The 25,800-nt window shown below is 65.6% G+C and carries 29 protein-coding genes; 16 read left to right on the top strand and 13 right to left on the bottom strand.

The features are described 5' to 3' along the window. Nucleotides 1–130 precede the first annotated feature (130 nt). The 3 genes from glyA (at nt 131) to ribD (ending at nt 3,068) form a co-directional block, all read left to right on the top strand. Nucleotides 131–1,381, top strand: a complete 1,251-nt coding sequence (glyA, locus tag GO608_RS13830) for a serine hydroxymethyltransferase (RefSeq protein WP_169197934.1) — start codon at nt 131–133, stop codon at nt 1,379–1,381. 90 nt (nt 1,382–1,471) lie between these two features. Beyond that, nucleotides 1,472–1,987 (top strand): transcriptional regulator NrdR, encoded by a 516-nt coding sequence (nrdR, locus tag GO608_RS13825; protein WP_169197935.1) that lies wholly within the window; start codon nt 1,472–1,474, stop codon nt 1,985–1,987. Beyond that, entirely contained in the window at nt 1,968–3,068 is a 1,101-nt protein-coding gene (gene ribD / locus GO608_RS13820) for a bifunctional diaminohydroxyphosphoribosylaminopyrimidine deaminase/5-amino-6-(5-phosphoribosylamino)uracil reductase RibD (RefSeq protein WP_169197936.1), read from the top strand. Before nrdR ends, ribD begins: the two co-directional genes overlap by 20 nt. Nucleotides 3,069–3,086: 18 nt before the next feature. Here ribD and GO608_RS13815 read toward each other — a convergent pair whose 3' ends face one another. The 5 genes from GO608_RS13815 to gpmA all read right to left on the bottom strand — a co-directional run bounded on the left by GO608_RS13815 (nt 3,087) and on the right by gpmA (nt 7,913). Further along, the gene (locus GO608_RS13815) at nt 3,087–3,842 is read right to left on the bottom strand and encodes a HesA/MoeB/ThiF family protein (RefSeq protein ID WP_169197937.1); all 756 of its coding nucleotides are present in this window, start codon (nt 3,840–3,842) and stop codon (nt 3,087–3,089) included. 81 nt (nt 3,843–3,923) lie between these two features. Continuing rightward, nucleotides 3,924–4,373 carry a hypothetical protein gene (locus GO608_RS13810; RefSeq protein WP_169197938.1) on the bottom strand — a complete coding sequence of 150 codons (450 nt, stop codon included), beginning with the start codon at nt 4,371–4,373 and terminating at the stop codon, nt 3,924–3,926. Nucleotides 4,374–4,393: 20 nt separating this feature from the next. Continuing rightward, a complete protein-coding gene (locus tag GO608_RS13805) occupies nt 4,394–5,779 on the bottom strand; it encodes a S41 family peptidase (protein WP_169197939.1) in 1,386 nt (461 codons plus the stop codon). Between the two features lie 42 nt (nt 5,780–5,821). After that, the gene (locus tag GO608_RS13800; protein WP_247003140.1) at nt 5,822–7,150 is read right to left on the bottom strand and encodes a murein hydrolase activator EnvC family protein; all 1,329 of its coding nucleotides are present in this window, start codon (nt 7,148–7,150) and stop codon (nt 5,822–5,824) included. A gap of 13 nt (nt 7,151–7,163) precedes the next feature. Beyond that, nucleotides 7,164–7,913 carry a 2,3-diphosphoglycerate-dependent phosphoglycerate mutase gene (gene gpmA, locus GO608_RS13795; RefSeq protein ID WP_169197941.1) on the bottom strand — a complete coding sequence of 250 codons (750 nt, stop codon included), beginning with the start codon at nt 7,911–7,913 and terminating at the stop codon, nt 7,164–7,166. Nucleotides 7,914–8,074: 161 nt separating this feature from the next. Between gpmA and GO608_RS13790 the strand changes: the two genes are divergently transcribed. The 6 genes from GO608_RS13790 (at nt 8,075) to GO608_RS13765 (ending at nt 11,222) form a co-directional block, all read left to right on the top strand. Continuing rightward, nucleotides 8,075–8,404: an ArsR/SmtB family transcription factor gene (locus GO608_RS13790; protein WP_169197942.1), complete on the top strand. Its 330-nt coding sequence runs from the start codon at nt 8,075–8,077 to the stop codon at nt 8,402–8,404. A 93-nt stretch (nt 8,405–8,497) separates the two neighbouring features. Then, nucleotides 8,498–8,914 (top strand): rhodanese-like domain-containing protein, encoded by a 417-nt coding sequence (locus GO608_RS13785; RefSeq protein ID WP_169197943.1) that lies wholly within the window; start codon nt 8,498–8,500, stop codon nt 8,912–8,914. Between the two features lie 2 nt (nt 8,915–8,916). Beyond that, the gene (gene grxC / locus GO608_RS13780) at nt 8,917–9,177 is read left to right on the top strand and encodes a glutaredoxin 3 (protein ID WP_169197944.1); all 261 of its coding nucleotides are present in this window, start codon (nt 8,917–8,919) and stop codon (nt 9,175–9,177) included. Between the two features lie 118 nt (nt 9,178–9,295). After that, nucleotides 9,296–9,775: a protein-export chaperone SecB gene (secB, locus tag GO608_RS13775; RefSeq protein ID WP_169197945.1), complete on the top strand. Its 480-nt coding sequence runs from the start codon at nt 9,296–9,298 to the stop codon at nt 9,773–9,775. A gap of 5 nt (nt 9,776–9,780) precedes the next feature. After that, nucleotides 9,781–10,230: an SH3 domain-containing protein gene (locus tag GO608_RS13770; RefSeq protein WP_169197946.1), complete on the top strand. Its 450-nt coding sequence runs from the start codon at nt 9,781–9,783 to the stop codon at nt 10,228–10,230. 5 nt (nt 10,231–10,235) lie between these two features. Then, nucleotides 10,236–11,222, top strand: a complete 987-nt coding sequence (locus tag GO608_RS13765) for an NAD(P)H-dependent glycerol-3-phosphate dehydrogenase (RefSeq protein WP_211159316.1) — start codon at nt 10,236–10,238, stop codon at nt 11,220–11,222. An 86-nt stretch (nt 11,223–11,308) separates the two neighbouring features. Here the strand turns inward: GO608_RS13765 and GO608_RS13760 are convergent, their stop codons facing one another. Together GO608_RS13760 and GO608_RS13755 are read right to left on the bottom strand one after the other, a co-directional pair. Then, nucleotides 11,309–11,773: a tRNA (cytidine(34)-2'-O)-methyltransferase gene (locus tag GO608_RS13760; RefSeq protein ID WP_169197948.1), complete on the bottom strand. Its 465-nt coding sequence runs from the start codon at nt 11,771–11,773 to the stop codon at nt 11,309–11,311. A 1-nt stretch (nt 11,774) separates the two neighbouring features. Then, the gene (locus GO608_RS13755; RefSeq protein ID WP_169198013.1) at nt 11,775–12,428 is read right to left on the bottom strand and encodes a ComFC family protein; all 654 of its coding nucleotides are present in this window, start codon (nt 12,426–12,428) and stop codon (nt 11,775–11,777) included. Between the two features lie 114 nt (nt 12,429–12,542). On the opposite strand from GO608_RS13755, the gene bioB reads away from it, so the two are divergent. The 3 genes from bioB to GO608_RS13740 are packed head-to-tail and all read left to right on the top strand — an operon-like array spanning nt 12,543 to nt 15,084. Beyond that, a complete protein-coding gene (gene bioB / locus GO608_RS13750; protein ID WP_169197949.1) occupies nt 12,543–13,529 on the top strand; it encodes a biotin synthase BioB in 987 nt (328 codons plus the stop codon). Nucleotides 13,530–13,534: 5 nt separating this feature from the next. Next, nucleotides 13,535–14,428, top strand: a complete 894-nt coding sequence (gene bioC, locus GO608_RS13745) for a malonyl-ACP O-methyltransferase BioC (RefSeq protein WP_211159305.1) — start codon at nt 13,535–13,537, stop codon at nt 14,426–14,428. Continuing rightward, the gene (locus tag GO608_RS13740; RefSeq protein WP_169197950.1) at nt 14,425–15,084 is read left to right on the top strand and encodes a pyrimidine 5'-nucleotidase; all 660 of its coding nucleotides are present in this window, start codon (nt 14,425–14,427) and stop codon (nt 15,082–15,084) included. The genes bioC and GO608_RS13740 overlap by 4 nt, the downstream gene beginning before the upstream one ends. Nucleotides 15,085–15,099: 15 nt before the next feature. Here GO608_RS13740 and hemB read toward each other — a convergent pair whose 3' ends face one another. Next, nucleotides 15,100–16,116, bottom strand: a complete 1,017-nt coding sequence (hemB, locus tag GO608_RS13735; RefSeq protein WP_169197951.1) for a porphobilinogen synthase — start codon at nt 16,114–16,116, stop codon at nt 15,100–15,102. 218 nt (nt 16,117–16,334) lie between these two features. Continuing rightward, complete coding sequence (yihA, locus tag GO608_RS13730; RefSeq protein WP_169197952.1) at nt 16,335–16,985, bottom strand: ribosome biogenesis GTP-binding protein YihA/YsxC; 651 nt, start codon at nt 16,983–16,985, stop codon at nt 16,335–16,337. Between the two features lie 132 nt (nt 16,986–17,117). Here yihA and GO608_RS13725 point away from each other — a divergent pair, with 132 nt between their 5' ends. The 4 genes from GO608_RS13725 (at nt 17,118) to phoU (ending at nt 20,669) form a co-directional block, all read left to right on the top strand. Further along, a complete protein-coding gene (locus GO608_RS13725; protein ID WP_169197953.1) occupies nt 17,118–17,744 on the top strand; it encodes a c-type cytochrome in 627 nt (208 codons plus the stop codon). Between the two features lie 192 nt (nt 17,745–17,936). Continuing rightward, nucleotides 17,937–19,190 (top strand): molybdopterin molybdotransferase MoeA, encoded by a 1,254-nt coding sequence (moeA, locus tag GO608_RS13720; protein ID WP_169197954.1) that lies wholly within the window; start codon nt 17,937–17,939, stop codon nt 19,188–19,190. A 30-nt stretch (nt 19,191–19,220) separates the two neighbouring features. Next, nucleotides 19,221–19,883, top strand: a complete 663-nt coding sequence (gene rpiA, locus GO608_RS13715) for a ribose-5-phosphate isomerase RpiA (protein ID WP_169197955.1) — start codon at nt 19,221–19,223, stop codon at nt 19,881–19,883. Nucleotides 19,884–19,964: 81 nt separating this feature from the next. Then, nucleotides 19,965–20,669, top strand: a complete 705-nt coding sequence (phoU, locus tag GO608_RS13710; protein ID WP_169197956.1) for a phosphate signaling complex protein PhoU — start codon at nt 19,965–19,967, stop codon at nt 20,667–20,669. A gap of 82 nt (nt 20,670–20,751) precedes the next feature. Here the strand turns inward: phoU and GO608_RS13705 are convergent, their stop codons facing one another. The 4 genes from GO608_RS13705 to pap form a co-directional block, all read right to left on the bottom strand. Continuing rightward, a complete protein-coding gene (locus GO608_RS13705; RefSeq protein WP_169197957.1) occupies nt 20,752–21,024 on the bottom strand; it encodes an oxidative damage protection protein in 273 nt (90 codons plus the stop codon). Between the two features lie 3 nt (nt 21,025–21,027). Next, a complete protein-coding gene (locus GO608_RS13700; RefSeq protein ID WP_211159306.1) occupies nt 21,028–22,785 on the bottom strand; it encodes a sensor domain-containing diguanylate cyclase in 1,758 nt (585 codons plus the stop codon). Nucleotides 22,786–22,828: 43 nt separating this feature from the next. Next, complete coding sequence (argA, locus tag GO608_RS13695) at nt 22,829–24,184, bottom strand: amino-acid N-acetyltransferase (protein ID WP_169197958.1); 1,356 nt, start codon at nt 24,182–24,184, stop codon at nt 22,829–22,831. A gap of 102 nt (nt 24,185–24,286) precedes the next feature. Beyond that, nucleotides 24,287–25,798: a polyphosphate:AMP phosphotransferase gene (pap, locus tag GO608_RS13690; protein WP_169197959.1), complete on the bottom strand. Its 1,512-nt coding sequence runs from the start codon at nt 25,796–25,798 to the stop codon at nt 24,287–24,289. Between the last annotated feature and the right edge of the window lie 2 nt (nt 25,799–25,800).

Genomic DNA, 25,800 nt, shown 5'->3' with positions numbered 1-25,800 from the left:
AGGGCGCCCTTGCCGCGGACGCGTCTGCAAGAGATGTCCGCGCCGCCGAGGGCGAATGCTTGCCCCACCATGGCCGCTTGCGGTGCGTGCTAATATCCGCTTTTAAAACCAATCGCTTCGAGTCCGTCTCATGTTCTCTGCGCAAGACACCCTCGCCAAGGTCGACCCCGAACTGTGGGCAGCCATCCAGGCCGAAAATCGCCGCCAGGAAGACCACATCGAACTCATCGCTTCGGAAAACTACGTTTCCCACGCCGTGATGGAGGCGCAGGGTTCCCAGCTGACCAACAAGTACGCTGAAGGCTACCCGGGCAAGCGTTACTACGGCGGTTGCGAGCACGTCGACGTGGCCGAGCAGATCGCGATCGACCGCATCAAGAAGCTGTTCGACGCAGAGGCCGCCAACGTCCAGCCGAACTCCGGTTCGCAGGCGAACCAGGCAGTGCTGATGGCCTTCGCGAAGCCCGGCGACACGATCATGGGCATGAGCCTTGCCGAAGGCGGTCACCTCACGCACGGCATGGCGCTGAACATGTCCGGCAAGTGGTTCAACGTCGTCGCCTACGGTCTCGACGAAAAGGAAGAGATCGACTACGACGCGATGGAACGGCTCGCACGCGAGCACAAGCCGCGCGTCATCATCGCCGGCGCTTCCGCCTATTCGCTGCGCATCGACTTCGAACGCTTCGCGAAAATCGCGAAGGAAATCGGCGCGATCTTCTGGGTCGACATGGCGCATTACGCCGGCCTGATCGCCGCCGGCTACTACCCCAACCCGGTGCCGCACGCCGACGTCGTGACTTCGACAACGCACAAGACGCTGCGCGGCCCGCGCGGCGGCATCATCCTGATGAAGGCCGAACACGAGAAAGCCATCAACTCGGCGATCTTTCCGGGGTTGCAGGGCGGCCCGCTGATGCATGTCATCGCCGCCAAGGCGGTCGCTTTCAAGGAAGCGCTGACTCCGCAGTTCCGTGATTACCAGGAACAGGTCATCGCGAATGCGCGAGTCATGGCCCGCGTGCTCGGCGAAGAGCGTGGCCTGCGCATCATCTCGGGACGCACCGAAAGCCACGTCTTCCTCGTCGACCTGCGCTCGAAAAACATCACCGGCAAAGCGGCCGAAGCGGCGCTTGGCTCGGCGCACATCACGGTGAACAAGAACTCGATTCCGAAGGATCCCGAAAAGCCTTTCGTCACTTCCGGCATCCGTATCGGCTCGCCGGCAATGACGACGCGCGGCTTCACCGAGATCGAAGCCGAGCAGGTCGCGCACCTGATCGCCGACGTTCTCGATGCGCCGCAGGACGAGGCAGTCCTCGCGGAGGTCCGGTCCAAGGTCGCCGAACTGTGCGCCCGTCACCCGGTGTATGGAAAATAGGAGATTGCGCCTGAGCCGCGGACGGGTGCCCGCGCACGGCTGCGGCTTTTCGCCGACCGCTCGGGCCGCCGCCGCGCCCCGGCGCCGATCATGAAGTGCCCTTTCTGCGGCGACCCGAATACTCAGGTCGCCGACACGCGTGAGAACGAAGGCGGCGAAGTGGTTCGCCGCCGGCGGCGGTGCCCGAAGTGCGACAAGCGCTTCACGACGTACGAGCGCATCGACCTGAAGATGCCGCACATCGTCAAACGCAATGGCAACCGTAGCGAGTTCGAGCACGACAAGCTTGCCGGCAGCATGAAACTCGCGTTGCGCAAGCGCCCGGTCACGCTCGAAGCGCTCGACGCGGCGGTCGACCGCATCGAGGCGAAACTGCTCGCGCTCGGCGAACAGGAAGTGCCGAGCGAGAAAGTCGGCGAACTCGTGATGCGCGAACTGAAGAAACTCGACAAGGTTGCCTACATCCGTTTTGCCTCGGTTTATCGCAACTTCGCCGACGTCGACGAATTCGCCGAGGTGATTCGCGAAGTCAAAGCGCGCCCCAAGCGCAGTCGTCCCGCAGAACCCCCGGAACCGACATCCGAGAATGACCTATTCCGAAGCTGACCATGTCGCGATGGCCCGCGCGCTGCAACTGGCCGAGCGCGGGCTGGAGACGACGACGCCGAACCCGCGGGTCGGCTGCGTCCTGACGAAGGAAGGCCGCATTGTCGGCGAAGGCTGGCATCAGCGCGCCGGCGAGCCGCACGCCGAAGTCATCGCGCTGCGCGCCGCCGGCGACACCGCGCGCGGTGCGACCGCCTACGTCACGCTCGAACCCTGCACCCATCACGGGCGCACTCCCCCGTGCGCCGACGCGCTGATCGCCGCCGGCGTCACGCGCGTCGTCGCGGCGATGGAAGATCCGAATCCGCTCGTCGCCGGCACCGGAGTCGCCCGCCTGCGCGCAGCGGGCATTGCCGTCACCACGGGCCTGCTCGCGACCGACGCGCACGAGCTCAACATCGGCTTCGTGTCCCGCATGACACGCGGGCGCCCGTGGGTGCGGCTGAAAACCGCCGGCACACTCGACGGCAAGACTGCGCTGAGCAACGGCGTGAGCCAATGGATCACGGCAGACGCGGCGCGGCGCGACGGGCATCGCTGGCGCGCGCGCGCGTGCGCAGTACTCACCGGCATCGGCACCGTGCGGGAGGACGATCCGCAGCTCACAGTGCGAGCCGTGCCGTGCGAACGCCAGCCGCTGCGGGTCCTCGTCGACGCGCGGCTCGAAGTCGCTCCGTCGGCGAAACTGCTGCAGGGAGGAGGCTGCCTGATCGCCACGGCCATCGAGGACCGCGAGAAGAGCGCGGCGCTGGCAGCGCTCGGTGCCGAAGTCGTCGTGCTGCCGAATGGCCTGGGGAAAGTCGATCTGCCGAGCCTGATGCGCGAACTCGGCATCCGCGGCATCAACGAAGTGCATGTCGAAGCGGGGCTCAAGCTCAACGGTTCGTTGCTGCGCGAGAACTGCGTCGACGAACTGTTGCTCTACGTCGCGCCAATGCTGGTCGGCGACGCCGCCCAGGGACTGTTCAACCTGCCCGAACTCGTGCAACTCGACCGCGCGATACGGCTGCAATGGCGCGACGTCCGCTTCATCGGCGGCGATCTTCGCCTGCTCGCCCGTCCGCTGAAAGCCGGAACCTGAAGCGAGTCGCCCGAAAACTCAGTCGTCCCGGCCGGCGCACACTTCGCAGGCCGGATCGCGACCGAGCAGGACGCTGCGCCATTCCATTGCGAGACCGTCGAGCAGCAGCAAACGGCCGTCGAGCGACGTGCCGCAGCCGATCAGGAGTTTCAGCGCCTCGGCCGCTTGCGTCGCCCCGATGATGCCGGTGAGCGGCGCGAACACGCCCATCACCGCGCAACGCACTTCGTCGACCTCCTGGCCTTCGGGAAACAGGCAGTGGTAGCAGGGGCTGTCGGAGCGGCGCAGATCGAAGACTGAAACCTGCCCGTCGAAGCGGATCGCCGCGCCGGAGACGAGCGGCTTGCGAAAGCGGACGCAGGCACGATTGATCGCATGACGCGTGGCGAAATTGTCGGAACAGTCCAGCACCAGGTCCGCCGCAGCGACCTGTTCGTCGAGCGCCGCTCCGTCGAGGCGCATCGCGAGCGGCTCGATCCGCGCCTGCGGGTTGAGCCGGAGCAGCGTGTCGCGCCCCGACTCGACCTTCAGGCGCCCCACCCCTTCGGCGGTGTGCAGGATCTGGCGCTGCAGGTTCGTCAGATCGACGGTGTCCCCGTCACACAGCACGACGGTTCCAACTCCCGCCGCCGCAAGATACATCGCTGCCGGCGAGCCGAGCCCTCCGGCCCCGATCACCAGGACTCGCGACGCGAGAATCGCCTCCTGCCCCTCGACGCCGATTTCGGGCAGCAGGATATGCCGGCTGTAGCGCAGAAGCTGGTCGTCATTCATCGGAGAGAAAAACCCGGGTGAGGCGGGAGCGCCGGCATGGAAAAGGAAGGAGCCCGGGGGAAGGAACCCGGGGAACCCTGCCTACTTGTATTCGCGGAATTCCACCGGCGTATCATCGTGATCGCCGTGGAGGTGATGGTCATACACCGTCACGTAGACTTCGTTGGACTTCTTGATCAACCGCTCGGGCGACCCGAGATTGTGCCGCTGCGTTTCCTCGCAAAAATAAACGAAAGTCCGCACCAGCCGCCAGTAAAGCGCGTTGTCGAGGTGGAAACCTGCCTCGGACAACGCGCTCTCGACGATTTCGAGCGAAAACTCGAGCACCGAATAGGAGACGACCAGCGACAGGGGATGTTCCCCCGTCGCAACACGCAATCCCCTGAACGTCTGCAGCGAGCGCATCGCCTGCGTGACCTGGCCCGGCGGCAGGGATGTGAAACGGATTTCCCGCTGTTTCTCCAGTCCGGCTCCGGCAACCGGGTGGTCATGATGCCTGCCGGCCAGCTTGTAGGCAGTCTCCCGACGCATCACGTCTCCTTATCGCGCTTTTATTCCTTCTTATTCTGGACGATCTGCAGGCCCTTGAGAAGGTTGATCGCCTGATTGAGCTGGTAGTCGTCCTTGCTCGCGAGTTCCGGACGCGGCAGCGCTTCGGCCTCGTCGTCGGCAGGCGACTGTTCGCCCGTCTTCGGTTCGTCGGCCTTCTTCGGCTCTGCCTCGGGATCGCGGTCGTTGCCGAGGTGACGCTCCAGGTCGGCCTCGCGCAGGCGCCGCGAGGAGCCGTTTGCCGTTTCCTCGACGATGATGTCTGGCTCGATGCCTTTCGCCTGGATCGAGCGGCCGCTCGGCGTGTAGTACCTGGCCGTCGTCAGCTTGATCGCGGTGTTGCTGTTGAGCGGCAGGATCGTCTGGACCGACCCCTTGCCGAACGTCTGCGTCCCCATCACGACCGCGCGGCGGTGGTCCTGCAATGCGCCGGCGACGATTTCGGAAGCCGATGCGGAACCGGCATTGACGAGCACGACCATCGGGAGCGTGCGAGCGGCCTCCGGCAAGTCTTTGAGGAAATCCTCACGGCTGCCACGCAGGTAATCGTCCGCCCGCGCACGATATTCACGCTTCGCGTCATCGGTCCGCCCATCCGTCGACACCACCAGCGTATTCGCTGGCAGGAACGCCGAAGCCACTCCGATGGCGCCGTGCAGCAAGCCGCCGGGATCGTTGCGCAGGTCGAGCACCAGGCCTTTCATGTCACCTTCCTTGGCGAGCTTGGCAAGGTGCTCGGCGACGGCTTGCGAGGTGTTTTCCTGGAACTGCGCGACGCGCAGGTAACCATAGCCCGGCTCGACCATCTTCGACTTGACGCTCTGCACCTTGATCACTTCGCGCGTCAGCGTCAGCACCACCGGGCGATCCTCGCCCTTGCGCACGATGGTCAGCGTGATGTCGGTCTTCGGTTTGCCGCGCATGCGCTTGACCGCGTCGCTGAGCGTCATGCCCTTCACCGGCGTTTCGTCGAGCTTGACGATCAGGTCGCCGGCCTTGACGCCCGAGCGGAACGCCGGAGTGTCCTCGATCGGCGAAATGACCTTGACGAAGCCGTCTTCCATGCCCACTTCGATGCCGAGCCCGCCGAACTCGCCGTGCGTGCCGACCTGCAATTCCTTGTACGCTTCCACGTCGAGGTACGCGGAGTGGGGATCGAGCCCGTTCAGCATGCCGCTGATCGCGTGGTTGATGAGTTTCTTGTCCTCGACGGGTTCGACATAGCCCTGCTTGATCGCGTTGAACACGTCGGCAAATGCGCGCAGCTCCTCGACCGGCAGCGGGGCAGCTGAAACTTTGTCGGCACTGGCGGGGAAATTGAGACTGATCAGCACCCCGGCGAACACGCCGGTCATGATCAAACCCGCTTTCTGAAGCTTGTTACGCATGACTACTCCATCGAGGAAAAAACGCCGGGAACCCCGGAAAAGCTAATTGAGCCGCACCCACTGCAGGGGATCGACCGGCTGTCCGCGGTAGCGGATTTCAAAGTATAAACCCGATTCGGAGGCGCCTCCGCTCGCCCCAACGCTGGCGATCGGATCCCCTCCCGCAATCACGTCGCCGAGCTCCTTCAGCAAGGCGTCGTTGTTGCCGTATATCGACAGGTAGTCACTGCCGTGGTCGACGATGATGAGGTTGCCGTAGCCGCGCAGCCAGTCCGAGAACACGATCTCGCCCGCCGCCACTGCCCGCACCTCCGCACCGCCGGAGGCGCGTATGAAAACGCCTCGCCACGTCGTGCCACCTTCCGCCCTTGGAGCACCGAAACGTCCAACCAGTTCGCCGCGGACCGGAAATCGCATCTTGCCGCGCAACTGCGCAAAACTCACGCCTGTCGGAGTGGCCTCCGCAGCCTGCCGGACTTCGCCGACCACCGCTTCCGAACGGGAGCGCGGTGTCGTCCGCGCCGCTCCCGCCGCGTCCGCCCGTTTTTCCGCTGCCGCCCTTGCCGCCGCGCGGGCCGCAGCTTCCCGCGCCGCCGCAGCGGCCGCGGCACGCGCGGCTTCCCGTTCGGCCGCCCGGCGGGCGAGGACCTCCACCAAGCGACCGAGCCGCTGCTGATCCTGGTGCAGCGTCTCCTCTTCCTTGCGCTGGCTGAGCAGTTGCCGGGATATCCCGTCGAGGGCCTGCTTGCGCCTGCCCTGCATCGATTCGAGCGTGGCATGCTGAGTGCGCTGTTGCGCCTCGAGCGCCACCAGGTGGTCGCGCCGGCCGGCAATCGACTCGCCGAGCTCGGCTTTCTGCCGCAGATCCCCGCGCAGCGACTCGATCAGCGCTAGGCGCGCCCTGCCGAGGTGTTCGAGATAATGAGCGTCGCGTGCGAACTGATTCGCGTCGCGGGTCGACAGGAACGGTGCGACCCCGCCGCCCGCGCCATGAATATAGTGCCGGCGCAGCCACTCGCCCAGTTCCGCCTGCCGCCCCGCGATCCGGGCTTCCACCGCGTCCTGCTCGGCTTCGAGGATCGCAAGCGATTTCTCGGTCGTCGCCCGCTCCGCGGCCAGGGCGTGCAGCCGGCGCTGCGCCTGCGAAACTGCCCTTTCCGCCGCGGCGAGCTCGGCGGCAGCGCCCGAGCGGGTTTCCTCGGTATCGGCAATCTCCTTGCGCAGATCGGCGATGCGGCGTTTCACCTCTTCGAGGTCGGAACGCTTCTGCACGACCTCGGCCGGCTCGCTGGCCCGTGCCGCCGGGGCGCCGAGCAGGAGCGCCACCGCCAGCGCAGGGACAAGGGACCGCAACCCGAGCAGGACCGTCATTCTCGGGCGGCTTTCAACCCTTCGCCTTGCCCTGCCCCGCCACCGCCGCCTCGGCCGCGCGGATCGTGTCGGCATCAGCGAGGTAGTAGCTCCTGATCGGGCGCAGGTTCGCGTCCAACTCGTAGACGAGCGGCTGCGCGGTCGGGATGTTCAGGCCGACGATCTCGCTGTCCGAGATGTTGTCGAGATACTTGATCAGCGCGCGCAGGCTGTTGCCGTGGGCCGCGATGAGGATGCGGCGGCCGGCGAGGATATTCGGCACGATCACCGTCTCCCAGTACGGAACGAAGCGCGCAACCGTGTCCTTGAGGCATTCGGTGCGCGGGAACTGCGCACGCGGCAGCGATGCATAACGCGGGTCGCCGCTGGTGAGCCGTTCGTCGCCCTCCGGCAGGGGCGGCGGCGGGGTGTCATAGGAACGTCGCCAGACGAGCACCTGGTCGTCGCCGAATTTCGCTGCGGTCTCGGCCTTGTTGAGCCCTTGCAAGTCGCCGTAATGCCGTTCGTTCAGACGCCACGAATGCTCCACCGGCAGCCACAGCGAGTCGAGTTCCTCGAGGACGATGTTCAGCGTCTTGTTGGCACGCTTGAGCACCGACGTATAGGCCAGGTCGAAGGTGTAACCCTCGCGTTTCAGCAGCTGGCCGGCAACCCGGGCCTCCTCGACACCCTTCTCGGTGAGATCGACGTCGGTCCAGCCGGTAAAGCGGTTGTCCTTGTTCCAGGTAGACTCGCCATGGCGAAGCAGAACGATTTTGTACATGAACGCTCGGGAAAAAGTGGTTGAAATTGTGAAGCTGACATCGGACGCCAGGACGAGGCCGGAACCGGAGCGCCCGCGGCGCAACACAAACACACCGGACTCGCCCTTAATCGGGCCGCGGTATTTTATACTAGTCATCTGATCTGCACTTCACGGCCACAGTGGACAACAACGCCATCATCGACCTGATCGACAAGCACGAGCACATCGAGACCGCCGCTCGCGCCCTCAAGGCGATTGCACACCCCCTGCGGCTCAAGATCCTGTGCGTGCTCGGCGAGAGCGAAATCTGCGTCCAGGAAATCGTGGAGGCGGTCGGCACCTCGCAGAGCAACATCTCCCAGCACCTCGCGATCCTTCGGGACAAGGGAGTGCTGCAAACCCGCAAGGATGCGAATCGCGTCTATTACCGCGTCTGCGACCAGCGGACGCTGCAGCTGATCGTGCTGATGCGCGAAGTGTTCTGCGGCGTCGCCCGCGACAGGCTGTAAGCCGGCACCGCCGACTGCAATCCCGGCTGCCGCCTCAATTGTCATCTCGATTATCACCCTTCGCATCGACCCCCTAGAACGGAGCAAGATTTCGTGGAATTCCTCCAGCAAAACTGGTACTGGGCTGCGCTTGCGGTAGCGAGCGGCAGCTGGCTGCTGTTCGACTTCGCGCGCGCGCAAGGCGACAAAAGCCAGGTATCACCGATCGAGGCGACGCTGCTGATCAACCGCGAAGAGGCGATCGTCGTCGACATTCGCGACCAGGCCGAATACGCCCGCGGTCATATCCCGAACGCGCGTCACATACCGCAGGGCGATCTCGAACGACGCAGCGCGGAGCTCGCGAAATTCAAGGATCGTCCGCTGATCGTTTATTGTTTCACCGGTGCTCGCTCGTCTGCGGCGGTCGCAACGCTGAGGAAAGCGGGATTCGAGAAACTCTTCAACCTGCGGGGCGGCCTCGTCGAATGGGAAAAAGCCGGGCAGCCGGTCAGCCGCAAGAGGAAATGAACATGGCAAAAATCAGAATGTATGCCACGAACGTGTGCCCCTACTGCGTGCGTGCCGAACAGCTCCTCAAGCGCAAGGGCGTGACCGACATCGAGAAGATCCGTGTCGATCAGGATCCGTCGCTGCGCGACGAGATGATCAAGCTGACCGGGCGCCGGACGGTGCCGCAGATCTTCATCGGCGACCAGCATGTCGGCGGTTGCGACGACCTGTTCGATCTCGACCACGCCGGCAAGCTCGACCCGCTGCTGGCCGCCCCCTGAGCGTCCTGAACGCACGCCGCGCCGTTTACGCCCCCGCCGCCCCTAGCGGGGCGATCTCAACATCATCTGCACCGACCTGATCCACTTCCCCGATTCACTTCCTTTTCCAGGCCTTTCCATGACCGAAAACGCACAAGCCGCGCAACCCGTCTTCTCGATCGAAAAACTCTACGTCAAGGATCTCTCGCTCGAAGTGCCGAACGCGCCGAAGATTTTCCTCGAGCGCGAGAATCCGCAGATCAATGTTCAGCTGCGCACCGAGGCCAGCAACGTCGACGAAGGCGTTTTCGAAGTCACGCTGACGGTGACCGTGTCGTCGAAACTGGCGGAAGACCGGACGGTGTTTCTCGTCGAAGTTGCGCAGGCGGGCATTTTCCAGATCCGCAACATTCCGGAAGGCGATCTCGAGGCGGTGATGATGATCGGCTGCCCCAACATCCTTTTCCCGTATGCGCGCGAATCGGTGTCGGATGCGATCACCCGCGCCGGTTTCCAGCCGGTGGTGCTTGCCCCGGTGAACTTCGAATCGCTGTATCAGGCCCAGCAGCAACAGCAGGTCACAGCCGCCGCGCAGGCCGGCGAACTCCCGATCCAGTGAGACGAATGCGCCCGAACCTCCGCTTCTCGCTGTCCCTCGCCGCCGCGCTGGCCCTGTCGGCCGGCGCCGCCGAAGCGATCGAATTCCGTTCGGTCGGCGAACCCGCCGTGCTGTTCGACGCGCCTTCCGAGAAGGGCAAGCGCCTGTACATCGTCGCGCCGGGCACTCCCGTCGAAGTCGTCGTGACGCTCGACAAGTGGGTCAAGGTGCGCGATGCGGGCGGAGCGCTGACCTGGATCGAACGTCGTGCGCTGTCCGAAAAACGCACCGTGATGGTCGCCGTGCCGCGGGGCGTGGTGCGCCAGCGCCCCGCGGACGATGCGCCGGCGGCGTTCGAGACCGTCAAGGACGCGGTCCTCGAATTCGTCGCGCAATCGGGCGATGGCTGGATCCAGGTCCGCCACAAGGACGGCACGCAGGGCTATCTCAAGATCAGCGAGGTGTGGGGGCTTTGACGCGGATGCGCATCGCCGTGTTCGGCGCCGGCGCCTGGGGCACCGCACTGGCGCTCGCGTTCAGCCCGCGCCACGACGTCATCCTGTGGGGCCGCGACGCAGGCCACATCGACACTCTCGCGACGACGCGGCACAACGAGCGTTATCTGCCGGGCGTGCCCCTTCCGGAAGAATTGGCCCTGACGGCCGATTTTGCCGCCGCTGCACGCGCCGCTGATCTGCACCTCGTCGTCACGCCGCTCGCCGGGCTTCGCGCCACGGTGGGCGAACTCAAGACGCTGCAGCCCGGCACCCCGTTGATCTGGGCGTGCAAAGGTCTCGAAGCCGGGAGCGGCAAGCTGCCGCATGAAATCGTCGCCGAGGAGCTCGGACCCACAGCCCTGTGCGGCGTATTGACCGGCCCCAGCTTCGCCGCCGAAGTCGCCCGCGGAATGCCGACCGCGGTGACGCTGGCCGCGGTCGACCCGGCTTTCGTCCGTCACTGGGTTCATGTGCTGCACCAGCCGCGTTTGCGCATTTACGCGAACTCCGACCTCGTCGGCGCCGAGATCGGCGGCGCGGTCAAGAACGTGCTCGCGATCGCCGCAGGCGTGTCGGACGGCATGGGGTTCGGCCTCAATGCGCGCGCGGCGCTGATCACTCGCGGGCTGGCCGAAATCGCGCGGCTCGCCGAAGCGCTCGGCGGACGCCCCGAGACCCTGATGGGTCTCGCCGGCATGGGGGATCTGATCCTGACCTGCACCGGCGACCTGTCGCGCAACCGACGCGTCGGACTCGCACTCGCCCAGGGCAAGACCCTCGTCGAGATCCTCGGCGAACTCGGCCATGTCGCCGAAGGCGTGTCCTCCGCCCGCGAAGTCGTCAAGCTCGCTGCCCGCCACGGCGTCCAGATGCCACTGTGCGAAGCCGTCGAGACCCTGCTCCACGACGCCCGCCTCGGCCCGCGCGAAGTCGTCGAGCAACTGCTGTCGCGCGAGCCGCGGCACGAGTGAGCCGCAAGGCGTTCGCGCCTGTTCCAGCATCACAGCGCCGCCCGGTCCGCCCCCGTCGCTTCCCCGCGGGGCGGACGCGCCCGAGCTCAAGTCGCGCCTGCAAATCCCAGTTGGCGCCACGCCTCGAAAACGACGACCGCGACGGCGTTCGACAGGTTGACACTGCGGTTGGCCGGGCACATCGGGATGCGCAGCGTCTGCATGTCCGGCACCGAATCGAGAACTTCGGCCGGCAGCCCGCTGGTTTCGCGCCCGAACAACAGCACGTCGTCCGCACGGTAGTCGACGAGATCGTAGCGCGTCCGGCCCCTGGTGCTCAGCGCCAGCAGGCGCCGGCCGGCGAGCGCGGACAGGCACGCGTTCCAGTCATCATGAACGGTGACCGTCGTCAGGTCGTGGTAATCGAGGCCGGCGCGCGCGAGTTGCCGGTCGGAGAGATCGAAGCCGAGCGGGCGCACGAGATGCAGCCGCGCACCGGTGTTGGCCGCGAGCCGGATCGTGTTGCCGGTATTCGGCGGGATTTCGGGCTGGAAGAGAACGATATCGAGCATGTCAGTCGGGGGAAGGGGTGCGTGCCACGACGAGGTTTTCGACTCGCGCGGCGCCATGCATCTTGAGCGTGCGGGCGAGCTCATCGAGCGTCGCGCCGGTCGTCATGACGTCGTCGACAACGATCACCGTGCGGCCGACAAACGAGGCCGCGCAACGGAAGGCGCCCCGCATATTGACGCTTCGCTCCTTCCACGGCAAGGACACCTGCGGCGCGGTGTTCAGCGCGCGCCCGACACCGGCGAGTTCGAGCGGCATGCCCCACGCGCGTCCGAGCGGGCGGGCGATCTCGACGGCCTGGTTGAAACCGCGCTGGCGCAGCCGACGGACATGCAGCGGCATCGGCAGCAGGACCGCAGCCGGCCGGGGCTGGCCGAGCGGCAACAGCGCCTCGGCGAAAAAATTCGCCAACGCCAGCCGGTGCCGATACTTGAGCCCCTGGACCATCCGATTCACGGGAAAAGCGTACGCAAACGCGGCACGGCTCGCATCGAACGCCGGTGGGCTGCGCAGGCAGCGCCCGCAGGTGGCACCATCGGCAGTCGGAACAGCACATACCGGGCACGACGCCGGCTGGCGCGGCAGATCGTTCCGGCAGGCGCTGCACAGCGCCGCTGCGCCCGACATCGAACCGCACACGAAGCAGTCCTGCGGCATCAGCAAGTCTGCGATCCGGCGTGCGCGAAAGCGCAACGCATCGAGCACGTTTGACAAGATTTCGGCCAATGAAGGAACATGCGAGGCTTCGCATTACATCCCGGAACCGCTTTCATGACAATGACTTCAGCGCCCGCTGCCGAACGCCAGGCCGACCCGGCCGTACCCCGCACCCAGTGGACCGTGGCCGAAGCCGTCGAGCTGTTCGAACAGCCTTTCATGGACCTGCTCTTCCGCGCGCAGCAGGTGCATCGCGCGCATTTCGACGCGAACGCGGTGCAACGCTCGACGCTGCTGTCGATCAAGACCGGCGGCTGCTCGGAAGACTGCGGCTACTGCTCGCAATCGACGCGCCACAACACTGGCCTGGACCGTGAACAGCTGCTGAAAGTGGCCGAAGTCGTCGAGCACGCGAAAGCGGCAAAAGCGAAGGGAGCGTCGCGCTTCTGCATGGGCGCGGCGTGGCGCGGGCCCAAGGACAAGGACATGGAGACGGTGCTCGCGATGGTGCGCGAGGTCAAGGCGCTCGGCCTCGAGACCTGCGTGACGCTCGGCATGCTTAAAGGCGACCAGGCGCTGCAGCTCAAGGAAGCCGGCCTCGACTACTACAACCACAACCTCGACACCGCGCCGGAGTTCTACGGCCAGGTCATCACGACGCACACGCTCGCCGACCGCCTCGACACGCTCGAACAGGTGCGCGGCGCGGGCATCAACGTCTGTTCCGGCGGCATCGTCGGCATGGGCGAAGGACGGCGCAGCCGCGCCGGGCTGCTGGTGCAGCTCGCGAACATGGCGTCGCCGCCCGAATCGGTGCCGATCAACAACCTCGTGCCGGTGCCCGGCACGCCGCTCGAAAACGTCGACAAGATCGATCCATTCGAATTCGTCCGCACGATCGCCGCGGCGCGCATCATGATGCCGACGAGTTTCGTCCGCCTGTCCGCCGGACGTGAGCAGATGAGCGACGAGCTGCAGGCGCTATGCTTCATGGCCGGCGCGAACTCGATCTTCTACGGCGACCGCCTGCTGACGACCGACAATCCGGACACCGACCGCGACGAGGCGCTGTTCGCGCGCCTCGGCCTGCGTCCCGCCTGAGCAGGATGAGCGCTCCGGCCGACTTCGCCCTCGCCCGCGAACTCCTCGTCCGGCGCTTCGGTCGTGCCGCGGTGACTTACGACGAGGTCGCGGTGCTCGCGCGCGAAGTCGCGCGCCGGATGGACGAGCGGCTCGACTACATCCGCATCGAACCGAAGCGCATCCTCGACCTCGGCTGCGGCACCGGGGCGGACTTCGAGGCGCTCGGCAAGCGCTACCCGAAAGCGATGCGCATCGGCGCCGACTTCGCGCTGCCGATGCTGGACCGCGCGCGCGGCGAGCGCAGCTTCTTCGGGCGGCTGCGCTCGCTTGGCCGCAGCGCGCCGCCGTCGCTCGTCTGCGCCGATGCGTCCGCCCTCCCGTTCGCCCGTGCCAGCGTTTCGCTGGTGTGGTCGAACCTGCTGCTCAACTGGTTCGCTGATCCGCTGCCGGCGTTGCGCGAGATGCACCGCGTGCTCGAAACCGACGGCCTGCTGATGTTCTCGTCGCTCGGGCCGGACACGCTGAAAGAGCTGCGCGCGGCCTTGCCCGATGCGCACGGCGAGCGGGTGCACCGCTTCATCGACATGCACGACCTTGGCGACGCACTGGTCGCGGCCGGCTTCTCCGATCCGGTCATGGACATGGAAGTGCTGACGCTGACCTACGCGAACATCGACGAACTGCTGCGCGACCTGCGGCTTTCCGGCAGCGCCAACGCGAGCCGTGCACGGCCCCGCGGGCTCTCGGGCAAGTCGGGCTGGGCCGCGGCGCGCCATGCCCTCGAGGCGCTGCGCCGCGACGGGCGCGTGCCGGCGACTTTCGAGATCGTCCAGGGCCACGCATGGAAAGCGCAGCCGAAGACGACCGAGGACGGCCGCGCGGTCATGCAGTTCCAGCCGCGCAAGCTGCGGGGATGAACGCTCCGCTCCCGCCCCGACTGGTGTGGCTGTTCGACCTCGACAACACGCTGCACAACGCCAGCGCCCACATCTTCCCGCACATCAACCGCAGCATGACGGCGTACCTCGAGCAGCACCTGTCGCTGAGCCCGGAGGAAGCGAACGCGCTGCGGGTTCACTACTGGCATCGCTACGGAGCGACGCTGCTCGGCCTCGTGCGCCACCACGGCACGAACCCGCACCACTTTCTCGAGGCGACGCATCGCTTCGAGAAACTGCACAAGCTGATGGTGTTCGATCGCGCGCTGCGCTCGATGCTGCGTCGTCTGCCGGGGCGCAAGATCGTGTTCTCGAACGGCCCGCAGCGTTACGCCGAAGCGGTCGTCGAGGCGATGGGCATCCGCCGGCATTTCCATGACGTGTTCGGCATCGAGCAAATGCGCTTCCATCCGAAGCCCGGCGTGCAGGCGTTCCGCCACCTGCTCCACGACCACCGCCTGGATCCGCGCCGCTGCGTGCTCATCGAGGATTCGGCCGAGAACCTGCGCACCGCGAAGCGGCTCGGCATGAAGACCGTGCTGGTCGGCGAGGGCCTGAAGCAGCCGGCCTACGTCGACATGAAGATCAGCTCGATCCTGCGCCTGCGCCGCGCCGCCCGGCCCTGGCTCGCGTGACGTCGGACGGAAGGGTCAGGCGGCGGCCTTCAGCCAGCGCGCTGCGTCGAGCGCGAAGTACGTCAGGATACCGTCGGCGCCGGCACGCTTGAACGACAGCAGCGCCTCCATCACGCACGCCTCCTCCGCGAGCCAGCCGTTCGCGATTGCCGCCTTCAGCATCGCGTACTCGCCGCTGACCTGGTACACATACGTCGGCACCTGCAGCTCGGTCTTCACCCGGCGGACGATGTCGAGGTACGGCATCCCGGGCTTCACCATGAACATGTCGGCCCCTTCGGCAATGTCGAGCGCGACTTCGCGGATCGCCTCGTCGGAGTTCGCCGGGTCCATCTGGTACGTATATTTGTTGCCCTTGCCGAGACTCCCGGCCGAGCCGACCGCATCACGGAACGGGCCGTAGAAGCTCGACGCGTACTTCGCCGCGTACGCGAGGATGCGGGTGTGGATCCGGCCGTCGAGGTCGAGTTCGGCGCGGATGCGCGCGATGCGCCCGTCCATCATGTCGGACGGCGCGACGACATCCGCCCCGGCCTGCGCGTGGCACAGCGCCTGTTTCGCCAGCGCCTCGAGCGTCTCGTCGTTGAGCACATAGCCGCGCGGGTCGTCGGGATCGATCAGCCCGTCCTGGCCATGGCTGGTGTAAGGATCGAGCGCGACGTCGGTGATCACGCCGAGTTCAGGAAAACGCGCCTTCAGCGCCTGCACGACCCGCGGCACGAGGCCGTCGGGATTCCACGCCTCTTCGGCGCCGGGTGTCTTGCCCCCGGCCTCGATGACCGGGAACAGCGCCAGCGCCGGCACGCCGAGCGAAACCGCCTCTTCGGCGACGCGCAACAGGTGGTCGAGCGACACGCGGTTCACCCCCGGCATCGACGGCACCACTTCGGTGATGCCGGTCCCTTCGAGCACGAACACCGGATAGATCAGGTCATCGGTGGAAAGCCGGGACTCGCGCATCAGGCGGCGGGAAAAGTCATCGCGGCGCATCCGCCGCATGCGGGTCGCGGGAAAGGTTCCGGTAGGGCGCATGGTCAGTCCAGTGAAGTGGGGCGAAACACCCGGTAACGAAACCGCGGAGGAACTTCGCCGAAAGAGGCTTATCTTATCGTACAGATGGTGACGAGCCATCTCCCGCTTCACCTCCCTGAGCGGGTGCCTTAATCCAGTTAAGGCGTTTGACCCCGGGCTTTATCCCCTTTAGCCCGGGGTTTTTTATTGCCCGGTCGTTTATTCGTGCGGCGTATCGATTATTTCCCTGCCGCGCGCAGCTGGGCCGGGGTCGGAATTGCCGGCAAGTCGTCGCTCGGCAGACAGAGCCAGCCCGCCACCTTGTGCTCGACCTCTTCCATGCCGATTTTCTTCAGGCTGGAGAACAGTTGCACGCTGATCTGCGGCCCGATTGTCGCAACTTCGCGCCGAACGCTGGCAAGCGTGGCCGCAGCCTCGTTGCGCGACAGCTTGTCGCATTTTGTCAGCAGCGCGTGGATCGGTCGCCCGCCGGGCACGAACCAGTCGATCATCTGCCGATCGAGCGGGGTGAGCGGATGACGCGAATCCATGATCAGCACCAGTCCGACCAGGTTTTCACGTTTGCGCAGATAGTGCTCGAGCAGCCCCTGCCATTGGCGGCGGATGTTTTCCGGCACTTTCGCGTAGCCATAGCCCGGCAGGTCGACGAGCACCGCGCCACAATCGAGGCGAAAGAAATTGATCAGCTGGGTGCGCCCGGGCGTCTTCGACACGAATGCCAGACGGGTATGATCGGCAAGCGTATTGATGGCGCTCGACTTCCCCGCGTTGGAGCGCCCGGCGAACGCGATTTCCGCGCCTTGCGGAGGGGGCAAATCCCCTGATTTTGCAATGGAAATTTCGAATCGTGCGTTACGGAAGATCGGCATCTGGGAATTGGCAAGAACAAGGGCGAGAGCAAGGACGGGGTTGGGGCGCGCCCACCTTGCATCGCGCAAAACGGGGTACTTGATATAGAATAACGCGTTTGTGACGACCGCTCACGGCTTTCTGAGGACACCATGATCAAGCGTTCCCTGCTGCTCCCGCTGCTGCTGGTTGCCGGCGGCCTTCAGGCCCAAGAACCGGCTCCCGATCTTGCAAAGGCGAAAACGACGGCCGAAACCGTCTGTGCCGGCTGCCATGGCCCGGACGGCAACAGCCCGATTTCGGCCAATCCCAAGATCGCGGGGCAGCACGAGGAATATCTCTACAAGCAACTGAGGGCGTTCAAGTCGTGGGACGGCAAGCCGCCCGAGCGCGAGAACCCCATCATGGGCGCCATGGTGGCCGGACTCGAAGACGCGGACATGAAGGCGCTCGCGGTCTACTTCGCGTCGCAGAAACTGCAGCCCGAGAGCGCGAAGAACGCAGCGACGGCACAACAGGGCCAGGACATCTGGCGTGCCGGCATCGCCGCGAAAGGCCTGCCGGCCTGCGCAGGCTGTCACGGCCCGACGGGCGCCGGCATGCCGGCCCAGTACCCGCGGGTGGCAGGCCAGTTCACCGAGTACACTGAAGCGCAACTGAAAGCTTTCCGCGACGGCGTACGCAAGAACGATCCAAGCCAGATGATGCAGACGATCGCGCTGAAGATGACCGATGCGGAAATCAAGGCCGTCTCGGATTACGCGGCAGGACTGCGTTAAGAGCTCAACAGCAGGATCGCGGTTCGTGAATGGGGTGGCTCGACCACCCTTTTTCTTGCCGGCCCGCGAATCGCCGGGCGCTACCGGCGCCCTTGACCACCACGACACGACATGAGTTGCCGCACTGGCGGTCGACCGTGCGATGATAATCAGCAGTGTGGCGGCGCGCCGCCGCGTCAAGGGATGAGAGTCATGAATCAGAACTCCGGCGCGAAGTCCGCGCCCCGCTCCCCCCACCTGACCACCGCCGAAGCGCGGCGAACGATTCTCGAACGCCTGGCGCCGATCGGCGGGTGGGAACGCGTCGCGGTCCGCAACGCGCTCGGACGGGTTTTGCTCGACGACGTGATCGCGCCGTGCAACGTGCCGGGCCATGACAACTCGGCGATGGACGGCTATGCGGCGCGGTTTCGCGATCTCGCTGTCGGGCACGAAACTGCGCTTACGGTGGTGGGCACTGCGTTCGCCGGCAAGCCGTTTTCAGGCATCGTCGGTGCCGGACAAGCAGTTCGGATCATGACCGGCGCGCCGATTCCCCAAGGCGCTGACACCATCGTGGTGCAGGAAATGGCCCGCGCCGGCGACGGCCAGGTGTTCATCCCGCCGGGACAGCAGGCGGGGCAAAACCTGCGCCGGGCGGGCGAGGATCTCGCCCTCGGCAGCGTCGCGCTGCCGGCTGGCAAACGCTGCGGCCCCGCCGAACTGGGTCTGATCGCTTCGCTCGGCATCGCCGAAGTCACCGTGCGTCGACGCCTACGCGTCGCGTTCTTCTCGACAGGAGACGAACTCGCGTCGATCGGCAAGCCGCTCGCACCCGGCGAAGTCTATGACAGCAACCGCTACACGCTCTTCGGCGCACTTTCCCGTCTGGGCTGCGACATGCTCGACATGGGCGTCGTGCCCGACAACCCGGCGGCCCTCGAAGCCGCTTTTCGCGGTGCCTTAGCCGATGCGGACGTGATCCTGACCAGCGGCGGCGTTTCTGTCGGCGAGGCCGACTTCATCCGCGAACTGGTGAATCGCCTCGGCGAAGTTGCGTTCTGGAAAATCGACATCAAGCCGGGACGGCCGATGGCTTTCGGCCGCGTCGGCGATGCCTGGCTGTTCGGCCTGCCGGGCAATCCGGTCGCGGTGCTGGTGACTTTTTACCAGTTCGTGCAGGATGCCCTGCTCGTCCTCTCCGGCGTTTCGCCGTTGCCGGAACCTGCGCTGTTCGAAGTCCCGTGCGGCGAAGCGATCCGCAAACAGGCCGGCCGCCGGGAGTTCCTGCGCGGCCAGCTGGAAACGGTCGACGGCCGGCAGACGGTGCGCCTAGCCGGAGCGCAGGGCTCGGGAGTGCTGCGGTCGATGTCCGAGGCGAACTGCTTCATCGTCCTGGCCGAGGAGCGCGGCGACGTGGCGGCCGGAGAAGCAGTGACGGTGCAGGTTTTCGACGGACTGATCTGAAGCGACGTTTCACCGGATGGACATTTCACCATGACCCAGGACGAACTCAAGAAGGCAGCCGCGATCGCGGCACTCGACTACGTCGAGGACGGCATGATCGTCGGTGTCGGCACCGGATCGACCGTCAATCATTTCATCGACGGTCTGGCCGGCATCAAGGAGCGCATCGCCGGAGCGGTGTCCAGTTCGGAAGCCAGCGCGCGTCGCCTTGAGGCTCACGGCATCCCGATTCTCGATCTGAACGACATCACCGACCTGCCGGTGTACGTGGATGGGGCCGACGAGATCGACGCCGGTTTTTGCATGATTAAGGGCGGAGGCGGCGCGCTGACCCGCGAAAAGATCGTCGCGGCGGTTGCGCGCCGGTTCATCTGCATCTGCGACACGAGCAAGAAGGTCGCCTGTCTCGGCCGCTTTCCGCTGCCCGTCGAGATCATTCCGATGGCTCGCGCCTACGTCGAGCGCGAACTCGCGGGGATCGGCGGCCGGCCCGAATTGCGCGACGGATTCGTCACCGACAACGGCAACCTGATCCTCGACGTGCACGGTCTGATGATCACTTCGCCGCGCGCGCTCGAAACCGAGCTGAACCAGATTGTCGGGGTGGTGACCAACGGCCTGTTCGCGCGCCGCGGTGCGGACGTGCTGCTGCTGGCAACGCCCGCCGGGGTCGAGCGACAGGTTGCAAGCTGAGCAGCCTGCACATCTGACGCCCACCTGAAACATTCCGGTCACTTTTTGCTGCTAGCCTCCTCGCACACTGAGGATTCCGACATGCCGAGCAAACACACTCTCACTCATTTCGACACCGAACTGGAAGCCATCCGCAAGCGCCTGCTGGAAATGGGCGGCCTCGTCGCGCAGCAGCTGAGCCGCGCGATCGAGGCGCTGGGCAGCGGGGACATGGCAACGATCGAAGCGGTCATCGAAGACGACCGACGCGTCAATGAAGAGGAAGTCGCGCTCGACGACGCGTGCATCCTGCTCATTGCGCGCCACGGCCCCACAGCGCGCGACCTGCGCATGGTCATGACGATGATCCAGATGATCACCGATCTCGAACGGGTCGGCGACGAAGCGAAGAAGATCGCGAAGGCGGGCAGGCAGATCATCGGTTCCGACGCGATGTTCGTGCCGAAAGTCGAACTGCGGCACGTCGCGGCGATGGTCGTCGACATGCTGCAGCGCGCACTCGACGCCTTCGCCCGCATGGATCCTTCGGCGTCAGCCGACATCGCCCGCGAGGACAAGGAGGTGGATGCGATCTTCAAAGGCATCATGCGCCAGCTGATCACGTACATGATGGAAGATCCGCGGCTCATCACGCGCGCGCTCGACGTGCTGTTCATCGCCAAGTCGATCGAGCGGGTCGGGGACCACGCCAAGAACGTGTCGGAATACGTGGTGTATATGGTCAGGGGCCGCGACGTGCGCCACGAAGGGATCGAAGCGCTGGAGCGCGAGTCGGGCAGGCGCTGACAGGGCTGCTGCGGCCGGAAAAACGAAGGGATGACCCGCAGGTCATCCCTTCTTCGTTTGCAGCCGCGGCATGCGCCCGGATTTACTGTGCGGGCGGAACGTAGCCGCCGACCTGGTCCGCGCCACCGCCGAAGAAATGCTTTTCCATCTGTTCGGCGAGGTACTTCCGCGCCCGCGCGTCCATCAGGTTGAGGCGATTTTCATTGATCAGCATGGTCTGGTACTTCACCCACTGCTGCCAGGCTTCCTTGGACACATTCTCGAAAATGCGCTTGCCCAGCGCGCCTGGCACCGGCGGCAGGTCCAGCCCTTCCGCTTCGCGCCCAAGCTTGATGCAATTGACCATACGGGTCATCGTTCAATCCCCTCTGCAAATGGGTTCATCGGATTCTGAAGGCACCATTCTATCGGATTCATGCGCTCGACTCCCGGCCAGCGTCCATCTGTCGCGACCCCGGTTCTTCGAGCAGTACATCGCCTGATCGGCGACCGCGATGAGCTGTTCTGGGTTGTCCGCGTGTTGCGGGAACAGCGCGATCCCGAGGCTCGCAGTGAGGCTCGCGGAGCGCCCCTCGAATTCGAAGCGCTGCGTCTCGATGACTTCGAGGATGCGCCGGGCGAGTTCGCACAGATCGCGCTCTTCGGCATCCGGCACCAGCACGCCGAATTCGTCGCCGCCGAGGCGGAAGAACATCTCGTTGCGCCGGATCACGCCGCCGACGGCCTGGGCGAGGCCGACGAGCACGGCATCGCCCGCCTGGTGACCGAACTCGTCGTTGATCGGCTTGAAGCCGTCGAGGTCGATCGCGATCAGGCCGACGCGCACTGCGTGGCGGCTTGCCTCGGCCACCAGGCGATTGAGCTCCTCGTGGAAGCGCCGCCGGTTGAAAAGGTTCGTCAGCGGATCGCGTTCGGCCAGCTCCACCATCTTCCGGGCGATCTTTCGCTCTTCGGTGACATCCTCGTAGATCCACACCCGCCCGATCCAGCGCCGGCCCTGGACCGGCTCCGCGACCGACTCCACGACCGTCGACACGTCGGTGACGATGCGTCCGTCGCGCAGGCCGATCTCATGCGTTTCGCTGACACCATGCATCTGCAGCACGCCCGCGATGTGCTCGAAATACGCTTCGGGCTGCTCCAGCAACGGGGCCACGCGGCTTTGCAGCACCACATCGCGCATCCCGATCAGGTTCTCCTCGGGCGCGAACCCCCAGATGCTGAGCATCGCCCGATTGTAGTAGAGCACTCGGTGATCCCGATCCATGAACAGGATGCCGAGGCGGATCACGTTGAGCAGAGCCGAAAGGCGCTGGCGCTCATCGTTGCTGCGGGCCAGGTAGCGTTCGCGAAGTGCCTGCGCGCGACGCAGCTCGGTCACCGTTTCGAGCAGCTTGTATTCGGTTTCCTTGCGCGCCTGGATGTCTTCCGCCGACATCCGCAAACCTGCCGGATGAGTGGAATCGTCGCCGAGGGGCCGCCAGTGGCACGCCACCCAGCAGATGCGCCCGTCGGCGCGCATCAGACGCATCTCGAAATTCGCCGGCGGGCCGCCTTGGGCGACTTTGCGCGCCGTGCGCAAACAATAATTGCGGTCCGACTCATGCACGAGGAACACGATCGCATCGGGCGCTGCGAGGCATTCAGCAGGCGTACGGCCGGTGATGCGGTGGATCGACGGGCTGATCCAGACGAGGCGCCCGCCGACATCAAACAGCGCCTCGAGGCCATACACCCCTTCGGCCACCTCCCGCAGCCGCCGCACTTCGTCGGAGGCGGCGTCGATGCGGGCGAGCGCGTCCTGCGGCCGAACCTCCCGCGAAGGCGCGAGCGGAATCGCCGCGTCGGCATCGAGTCGGTCGAGCCGCGCCGCGATCGCGATATTGCCCTGCTCCCTTTCGCGCGTCCGACGCAGCCTGTCGCAGTGCACGGCGGCTCCGGCCAGCAGGCCGATTACGGCGATCGTGACGATTGCCCCAAGACGCGCGCCCTCGGCACCGCCATACATTCCGATTCCCACGGCGAACGCGGCAAGTATCGCGGCGACCACACCGGCGAGCACCGGAAGCAGCTTCGCGTCGCTCCCTTCGCCGCTCAATTCGTCGCCTCCTCGCATACTGCGAGGAACCTCTCGGCGGCAGGCAATGCATCGCGAATGTTCATAGCGGCTTCGTGAACACCTTGGAACGGCGCTGGTAGTTGTAGAGTTCGCGCTTCTGCCGCGGCAGGGCGTCCGGCCCGATCTCGCTGAAGCCGCGCTCGCGGAACCAGTGGGCGGTGCGCGTCGTCAGCACGAACAGCCGCTCGAGGCGCTGCGCCCGCGCGCGCTGTTCGATCCTTCGCAGCAGCTGGTCGCCCAGCCCCGCCCGCCGGTATTCGGGAGTCACTGCAAGGCAGGCGAGTTCGGCGGCGCGTTCGTCGCTGAACGGGTACAGCGCGGCGCACCCGACGAGCACCCCATCGTGTTCGACGACAGTGAAGCGGTCGACTTCCTGTTCGAGCAGCTCGCGGCCCCGCCGCACCAGCGTGCCGTCCGCTTCCATCGGCGAGATCAGCGCGACCAGCGCGGCGACGTCCTCGAACGTGGCTTCGCGCAATCGGAACAGCGGGTCGCGTGACACGACAGTGCCGACTCCGGCGTGCGTGAAAAACTCCAGCAACAGGCCGCCGTCCTTGTCGTGGTCGATCAGATGCACGCGGGCAACGCCACGGCGCACGGCGCGGATCGCACAGGGCAGGTAAAGATCGAGATCCTCGGTCAGCCCTTCACCGGCGTTGAACATGCGCTCGGCTTCGTCCGCGGTGACGGAATCGATCAGATGCTGGTCGTCATCCAGCAGCCCGGGCGCATCGCACAGATAGATGAGCTTTTCGGCGTGGACCGCTATCGCGACCGCTTCCGCGACTTCCTCCATCGGCAGATTGAAAATCTCTCCGGCCGGCGACACGCCCAGCGGAGTGATCAGCACGACGTTCTGCTGATCGAGGTCGGCGTTGATTTCCTCGGCGATGATCTTGCGCACCGCGCCCGTGTACAGGTAATCGACGCCGTCGACGACGCCGACCGGGCGCGCGGTGATGAAGTTGCCACCGGTGATCCGCATATAGCTGCCCGCCATCGGCGTATTCGGCAGCCCTTGGGACAGCAGCGCTTCGACTTCGATGCGCGTCACCGCCATCGCTGCCTTGACGCATTCGAGCGCGTCGGCGTCGGTTACGCGCAGGCCATTGTGGTAGCGCGGCTCGAGCCCGCGCCTTGCCAGTTCGGCATCGATCTGGGGACGCGCACCATGCACGAGGACGAGACGGATGCCCAGCGCCGCCAGCAGATTGCAGTCGTACGCGAGACTTTGCGCGCGCGCGCCGGCGGCGACTTCACCGCCGAAGCCGATCACGAACGTCCGGCCGCGAAACGCGTGGATGTAGGGCGCCGCCCCGCGCACCCAGGCAACGAACTGGTCGGTGCTCGCAGGGACTTCGGTTGCGGCACGGGAAGGAGTGGTTTGCCCGTTCAAGCGATCACCGTCAGGAGTCTTTGAGCTGCGTGCGCGGCCGAAGGGGCGGCGCGGAGCCAGCAAGATCCGCATTCTAACGAAACAAGGACGTTTCGCGCGCGCTTACCGCCTTCCGCGGCGCGAAACGTCGTTTTTCAGCTCGGTTTCAAGCCGTACACAGAGGGTTTGCAACACTTTGATACGCGCGAACAACTTGTTTTCCGCTTCGACCAGCGTCCAGGGCGAGGTTTCGGTGCTGGTTCGATCGACCATGTCGCAGACTGCCCGTACGTAATCGTCCCAGCGTTCGCGATTGCGCCAGTCGTCCTCGGTGATCTTGAACCGCTTGTGCGCTTCGGCCTCGCGCGCCCTGAACCGCAGCAGTTGCTCGTCCTTGCCGATTTGCAGCCAGAACTTGACGACGATCCCGCCGGCGGCGGCGAGCTGATCCTCGAAATCGTTGATTTCCGAGTATGCACGCATCCAGTCCGCCTCGGAACAGAAGCCTTCGACCCGCTCGACGAGCACCCGTCCGTACCAGGAGCGGTCGAAGATCGCGACCTTCCCTTGCCGCGGCAGATGGCGCCAGAAACGCCACAGGTATGGCTGCGCGCGCTCTTCCTCGGTCGGCGCGGCGACCGGGATGACGTGATAGAGACGCGCGTCCAGCGCCGCCGTCACGCGCCGGATCGCGCCCCCTTTTCCCGCCGCATCGACGCCCTCGAAGACCAGCACCAGCGAACGCTCGCGGAAAGCGGGATGGCGCGTCAGCAGCGCGAGCCGGCACTGGTAGCGCTCGAGGAGCTCGTCGTAGGAGTCCCGCTCGAGCGGCTGGTCGAGCGTCAGGCTGTTGAGGATGTTGCGCTCGTCGAGTACCGGCGGCAGCGGCGCCTGGGTTTGTCGCGGCGTCCAGGCTCGGGTCGAGACGTCGAGGCGTTTGCGCATCGCGTCGAGCAACGTGCGCCCGACAAGCAGCGCCCGGAAGCGCGGGTCGGAGCCATCGACGATCAGCCACGGCGCCTCGCCGCTGCTCGAATGGCGCAGCACGTGTTCGGCGACTTTGCGATAGCGAGCGTATTGTGCGTAGTACTTCCAGTCCTGCCGGGTGACGCGCCAGCGCGTGCGCGAATCCTTTTCCAGCGCCTTCAGCCGCTTCCTCTGTCCGTCCTTCGACAGGTGGAACCACAGCTTGATCAGCAGCACCCCTTCGCGCACCAGCATCGTCTCGAAGCGCTTGATTTCATCGAGATGCTGGTCGAGTTCGGGCTTCTTGCTGAGCCGCTCGACCCGTTCCCGGATCGGATCGGTGTACCAGTTGCCGAACAGCACGCCGATCTTGCCGCGCGGCGGCAACGCGCGCCAGAACCGCCACATGAACGGGCGTTCCGCTTCGTCGGTGGTCGGCGAATCGAACGCCCAGCTCTGGATGTGGCGCGGGTCCATCCACTCGTTGAGCAGGTTGACGGTTTCCCCCTTGCCCGCGCCATCGATGCCGTTGATCAGCACGACGACGGCAAACGCCTTCTGCTCGAGCAGGTCGAACTGCGCATCGAGCAGTTGCGCGCGCAACTGCGGCTCCACCGCGTCGTATTCGGCCTTGTCGATCTTGTGGCCGAGCTCAGCCGACTCGAACACGT

This window comes from Aromatoleum buckelii (assembly GCF_012910785.2).
Classification (GTDB): Bacteria; Pseudomonadota; Gammaproteobacteria; order Burkholderiales; family Rhodocyclaceae; genus Aromatoleum; species Aromatoleum buckelii.
Note: the sequence above shows the minus strand (reverse complement) of the source record. Positions and strands in the feature narration are given on the sequence as shown.

Bases quoted from the DNA above. Each gene is read 5' to 3' on its own strand.
- glyA (WP_169197934.1), top strand. From the start codon at position 131: ATGTTCTCTGCGCAAGACACCCTCGCCAAGGTCGACCCCGAACTGTGG.
- nrdR (WP_169197935.1), top strand. From the start codon at position 1,472: ATGAAGTGCCCTTTCTGCGGCGACCCGAATACTCAGGTCGCCGACACG.
- ribD (WP_169197936.1), top strand. From the start codon at position 1,968: ATGACCTATTCCGAAGCTGACCATGTCGCGATGGCCCGCGCGCTGCAA.
- GO608_RS13815 (WP_169197937.1), bottom strand. From the start codon at position 3,842: ATGAATGACGACCAGCTTCTGCGCTACAGCCGGCATATCCTGCTGCCC.
- GO608_RS13810 (WP_169197938.1), bottom strand. From the start codon at position 4,373: ATGCGTCGGGAGACTGCCTACAAGCTGGCCGGCAGGCATCATGACCAC.
- GO608_RS13805 (WP_169197939.1), bottom strand. From the start codon at position 5,779: ATGCGTAACAAGCTTCAGAAAGCGGGTTTGATCATGACCGGCGTGTTC.
- GO608_RS13800 (WP_247003140.1), bottom strand. From the start codon at position 7,150: ATGACGGTCCTGCTCGGGTTGCGGTCCCTTGTCCCTGCGCTGGCGGTG.
- gpmA (WP_169197941.1), bottom strand. From the start codon at position 7,913: ATGTACAAAATCGTTCTGCTTCGCCATGGCGAGTCTACCTGGAACAAG.
- grxC (WP_169197944.1), top strand. From the start codon at position 8,917: ATGGCAAAAATCAGAATGTATGCCACGAACGTGTGCCCCTACTGCGTG.
- secB (WP_169197945.1), top strand. From the start codon at position 9,296: ATGACCGAAAACGCACAAGCCGCGCAACCCGTCTTCTCGATCGAAAAA.
- GO608_RS13770 (WP_169197946.1), top strand. From the start codon at position 9,781: ATGCGCCCGAACCTCCGCTTCTCGCTGTCCCTCGCCGCCGCGCTGGCC.
- GO608_RS13765 (WP_211159316.1), top strand. From the start codon at position 10,236: ATGCGCATCGCCGTGTTCGGCGCCGGCGCCTGGGGCACCGCACTGGCG.
- GO608_RS13760 (WP_169197948.1), bottom strand. From the start codon at position 11,773: ATGCTCGATATCGTTCTCTTCCAGCCCGAAATCCCGCCGAATACCGGC.
- GO608_RS13755 (WP_169198013.1), bottom strand. From the start codon at position 12,428: ATGCCGCAGGACTGCTTCGTGTGCGGTTCGATGTCGGGCGCAGCGGCG.
- bioB (WP_169197949.1), top strand. From the start codon at position 12,543: ATGACAATGACTTCAGCGCCCGCTGCCGAACGCCAGGCCGACCCGGCC.
- bioC (WP_211159305.1), top strand. From the start codon at position 13,535: ATGAGCGCTCCGGCCGACTTCGCCCTCGCCCGCGAACTCCTCGTCCGG.
- GO608_RS13740 (WP_169197950.1), top strand. From the start codon at position 14,425: ATGAACGCTCCGCTCCCGCCCCGACTGGTGTGGCTGTTCGACCTCGAC.
- hemB (WP_169197951.1), bottom strand. From the start codon at position 16,116: ATGCGCCCTACCGGAACCTTTCCCGCGACCCGCATGCGGCGGATGCGC.
- yihA (WP_169197952.1), bottom strand. From the start codon at position 16,985: ATGCCGATCTTCCGTAACGCACGATTCGAAATTTCCATTGCAAAATCA.
- GO608_RS13725 (WP_169197953.1), top strand. From the start codon at position 17,118: ATGATCAAGCGTTCCCTGCTGCTCCCGCTGCTGCTGGTTGCCGGCGGC.
- moeA (WP_169197954.1), top strand. From the start codon at position 17,937: ATGAATCAGAACTCCGGCGCGAAGTCCGCGCCCCGCTCCCCCCACCTG.
- rpiA (WP_169197955.1), top strand. From the start codon at position 19,221: ATGACCCAGGACGAACTCAAGAAGGCAGCCGCGATCGCGGCACTCGAC.
- phoU (WP_169197956.1), top strand. From the start codon at position 19,965: ATGCCGAGCAAACACACTCTCACTCATTTCGACACCGAACTGGAAGCC.
- GO608_RS13705 (WP_169197957.1), bottom strand. From the start codon at position 21,024: ATGACCCGTATGGTCAATTGCATCAAGCTTGGGCGCGAAGCGGAAGGG.
- GO608_RS13700 (WP_211159306.1), bottom strand. From the start codon at position 22,785: ATGCGAGGAGGCGACGAATTGAGCGGCGAAGGGAGCGACGCGAAGCTG.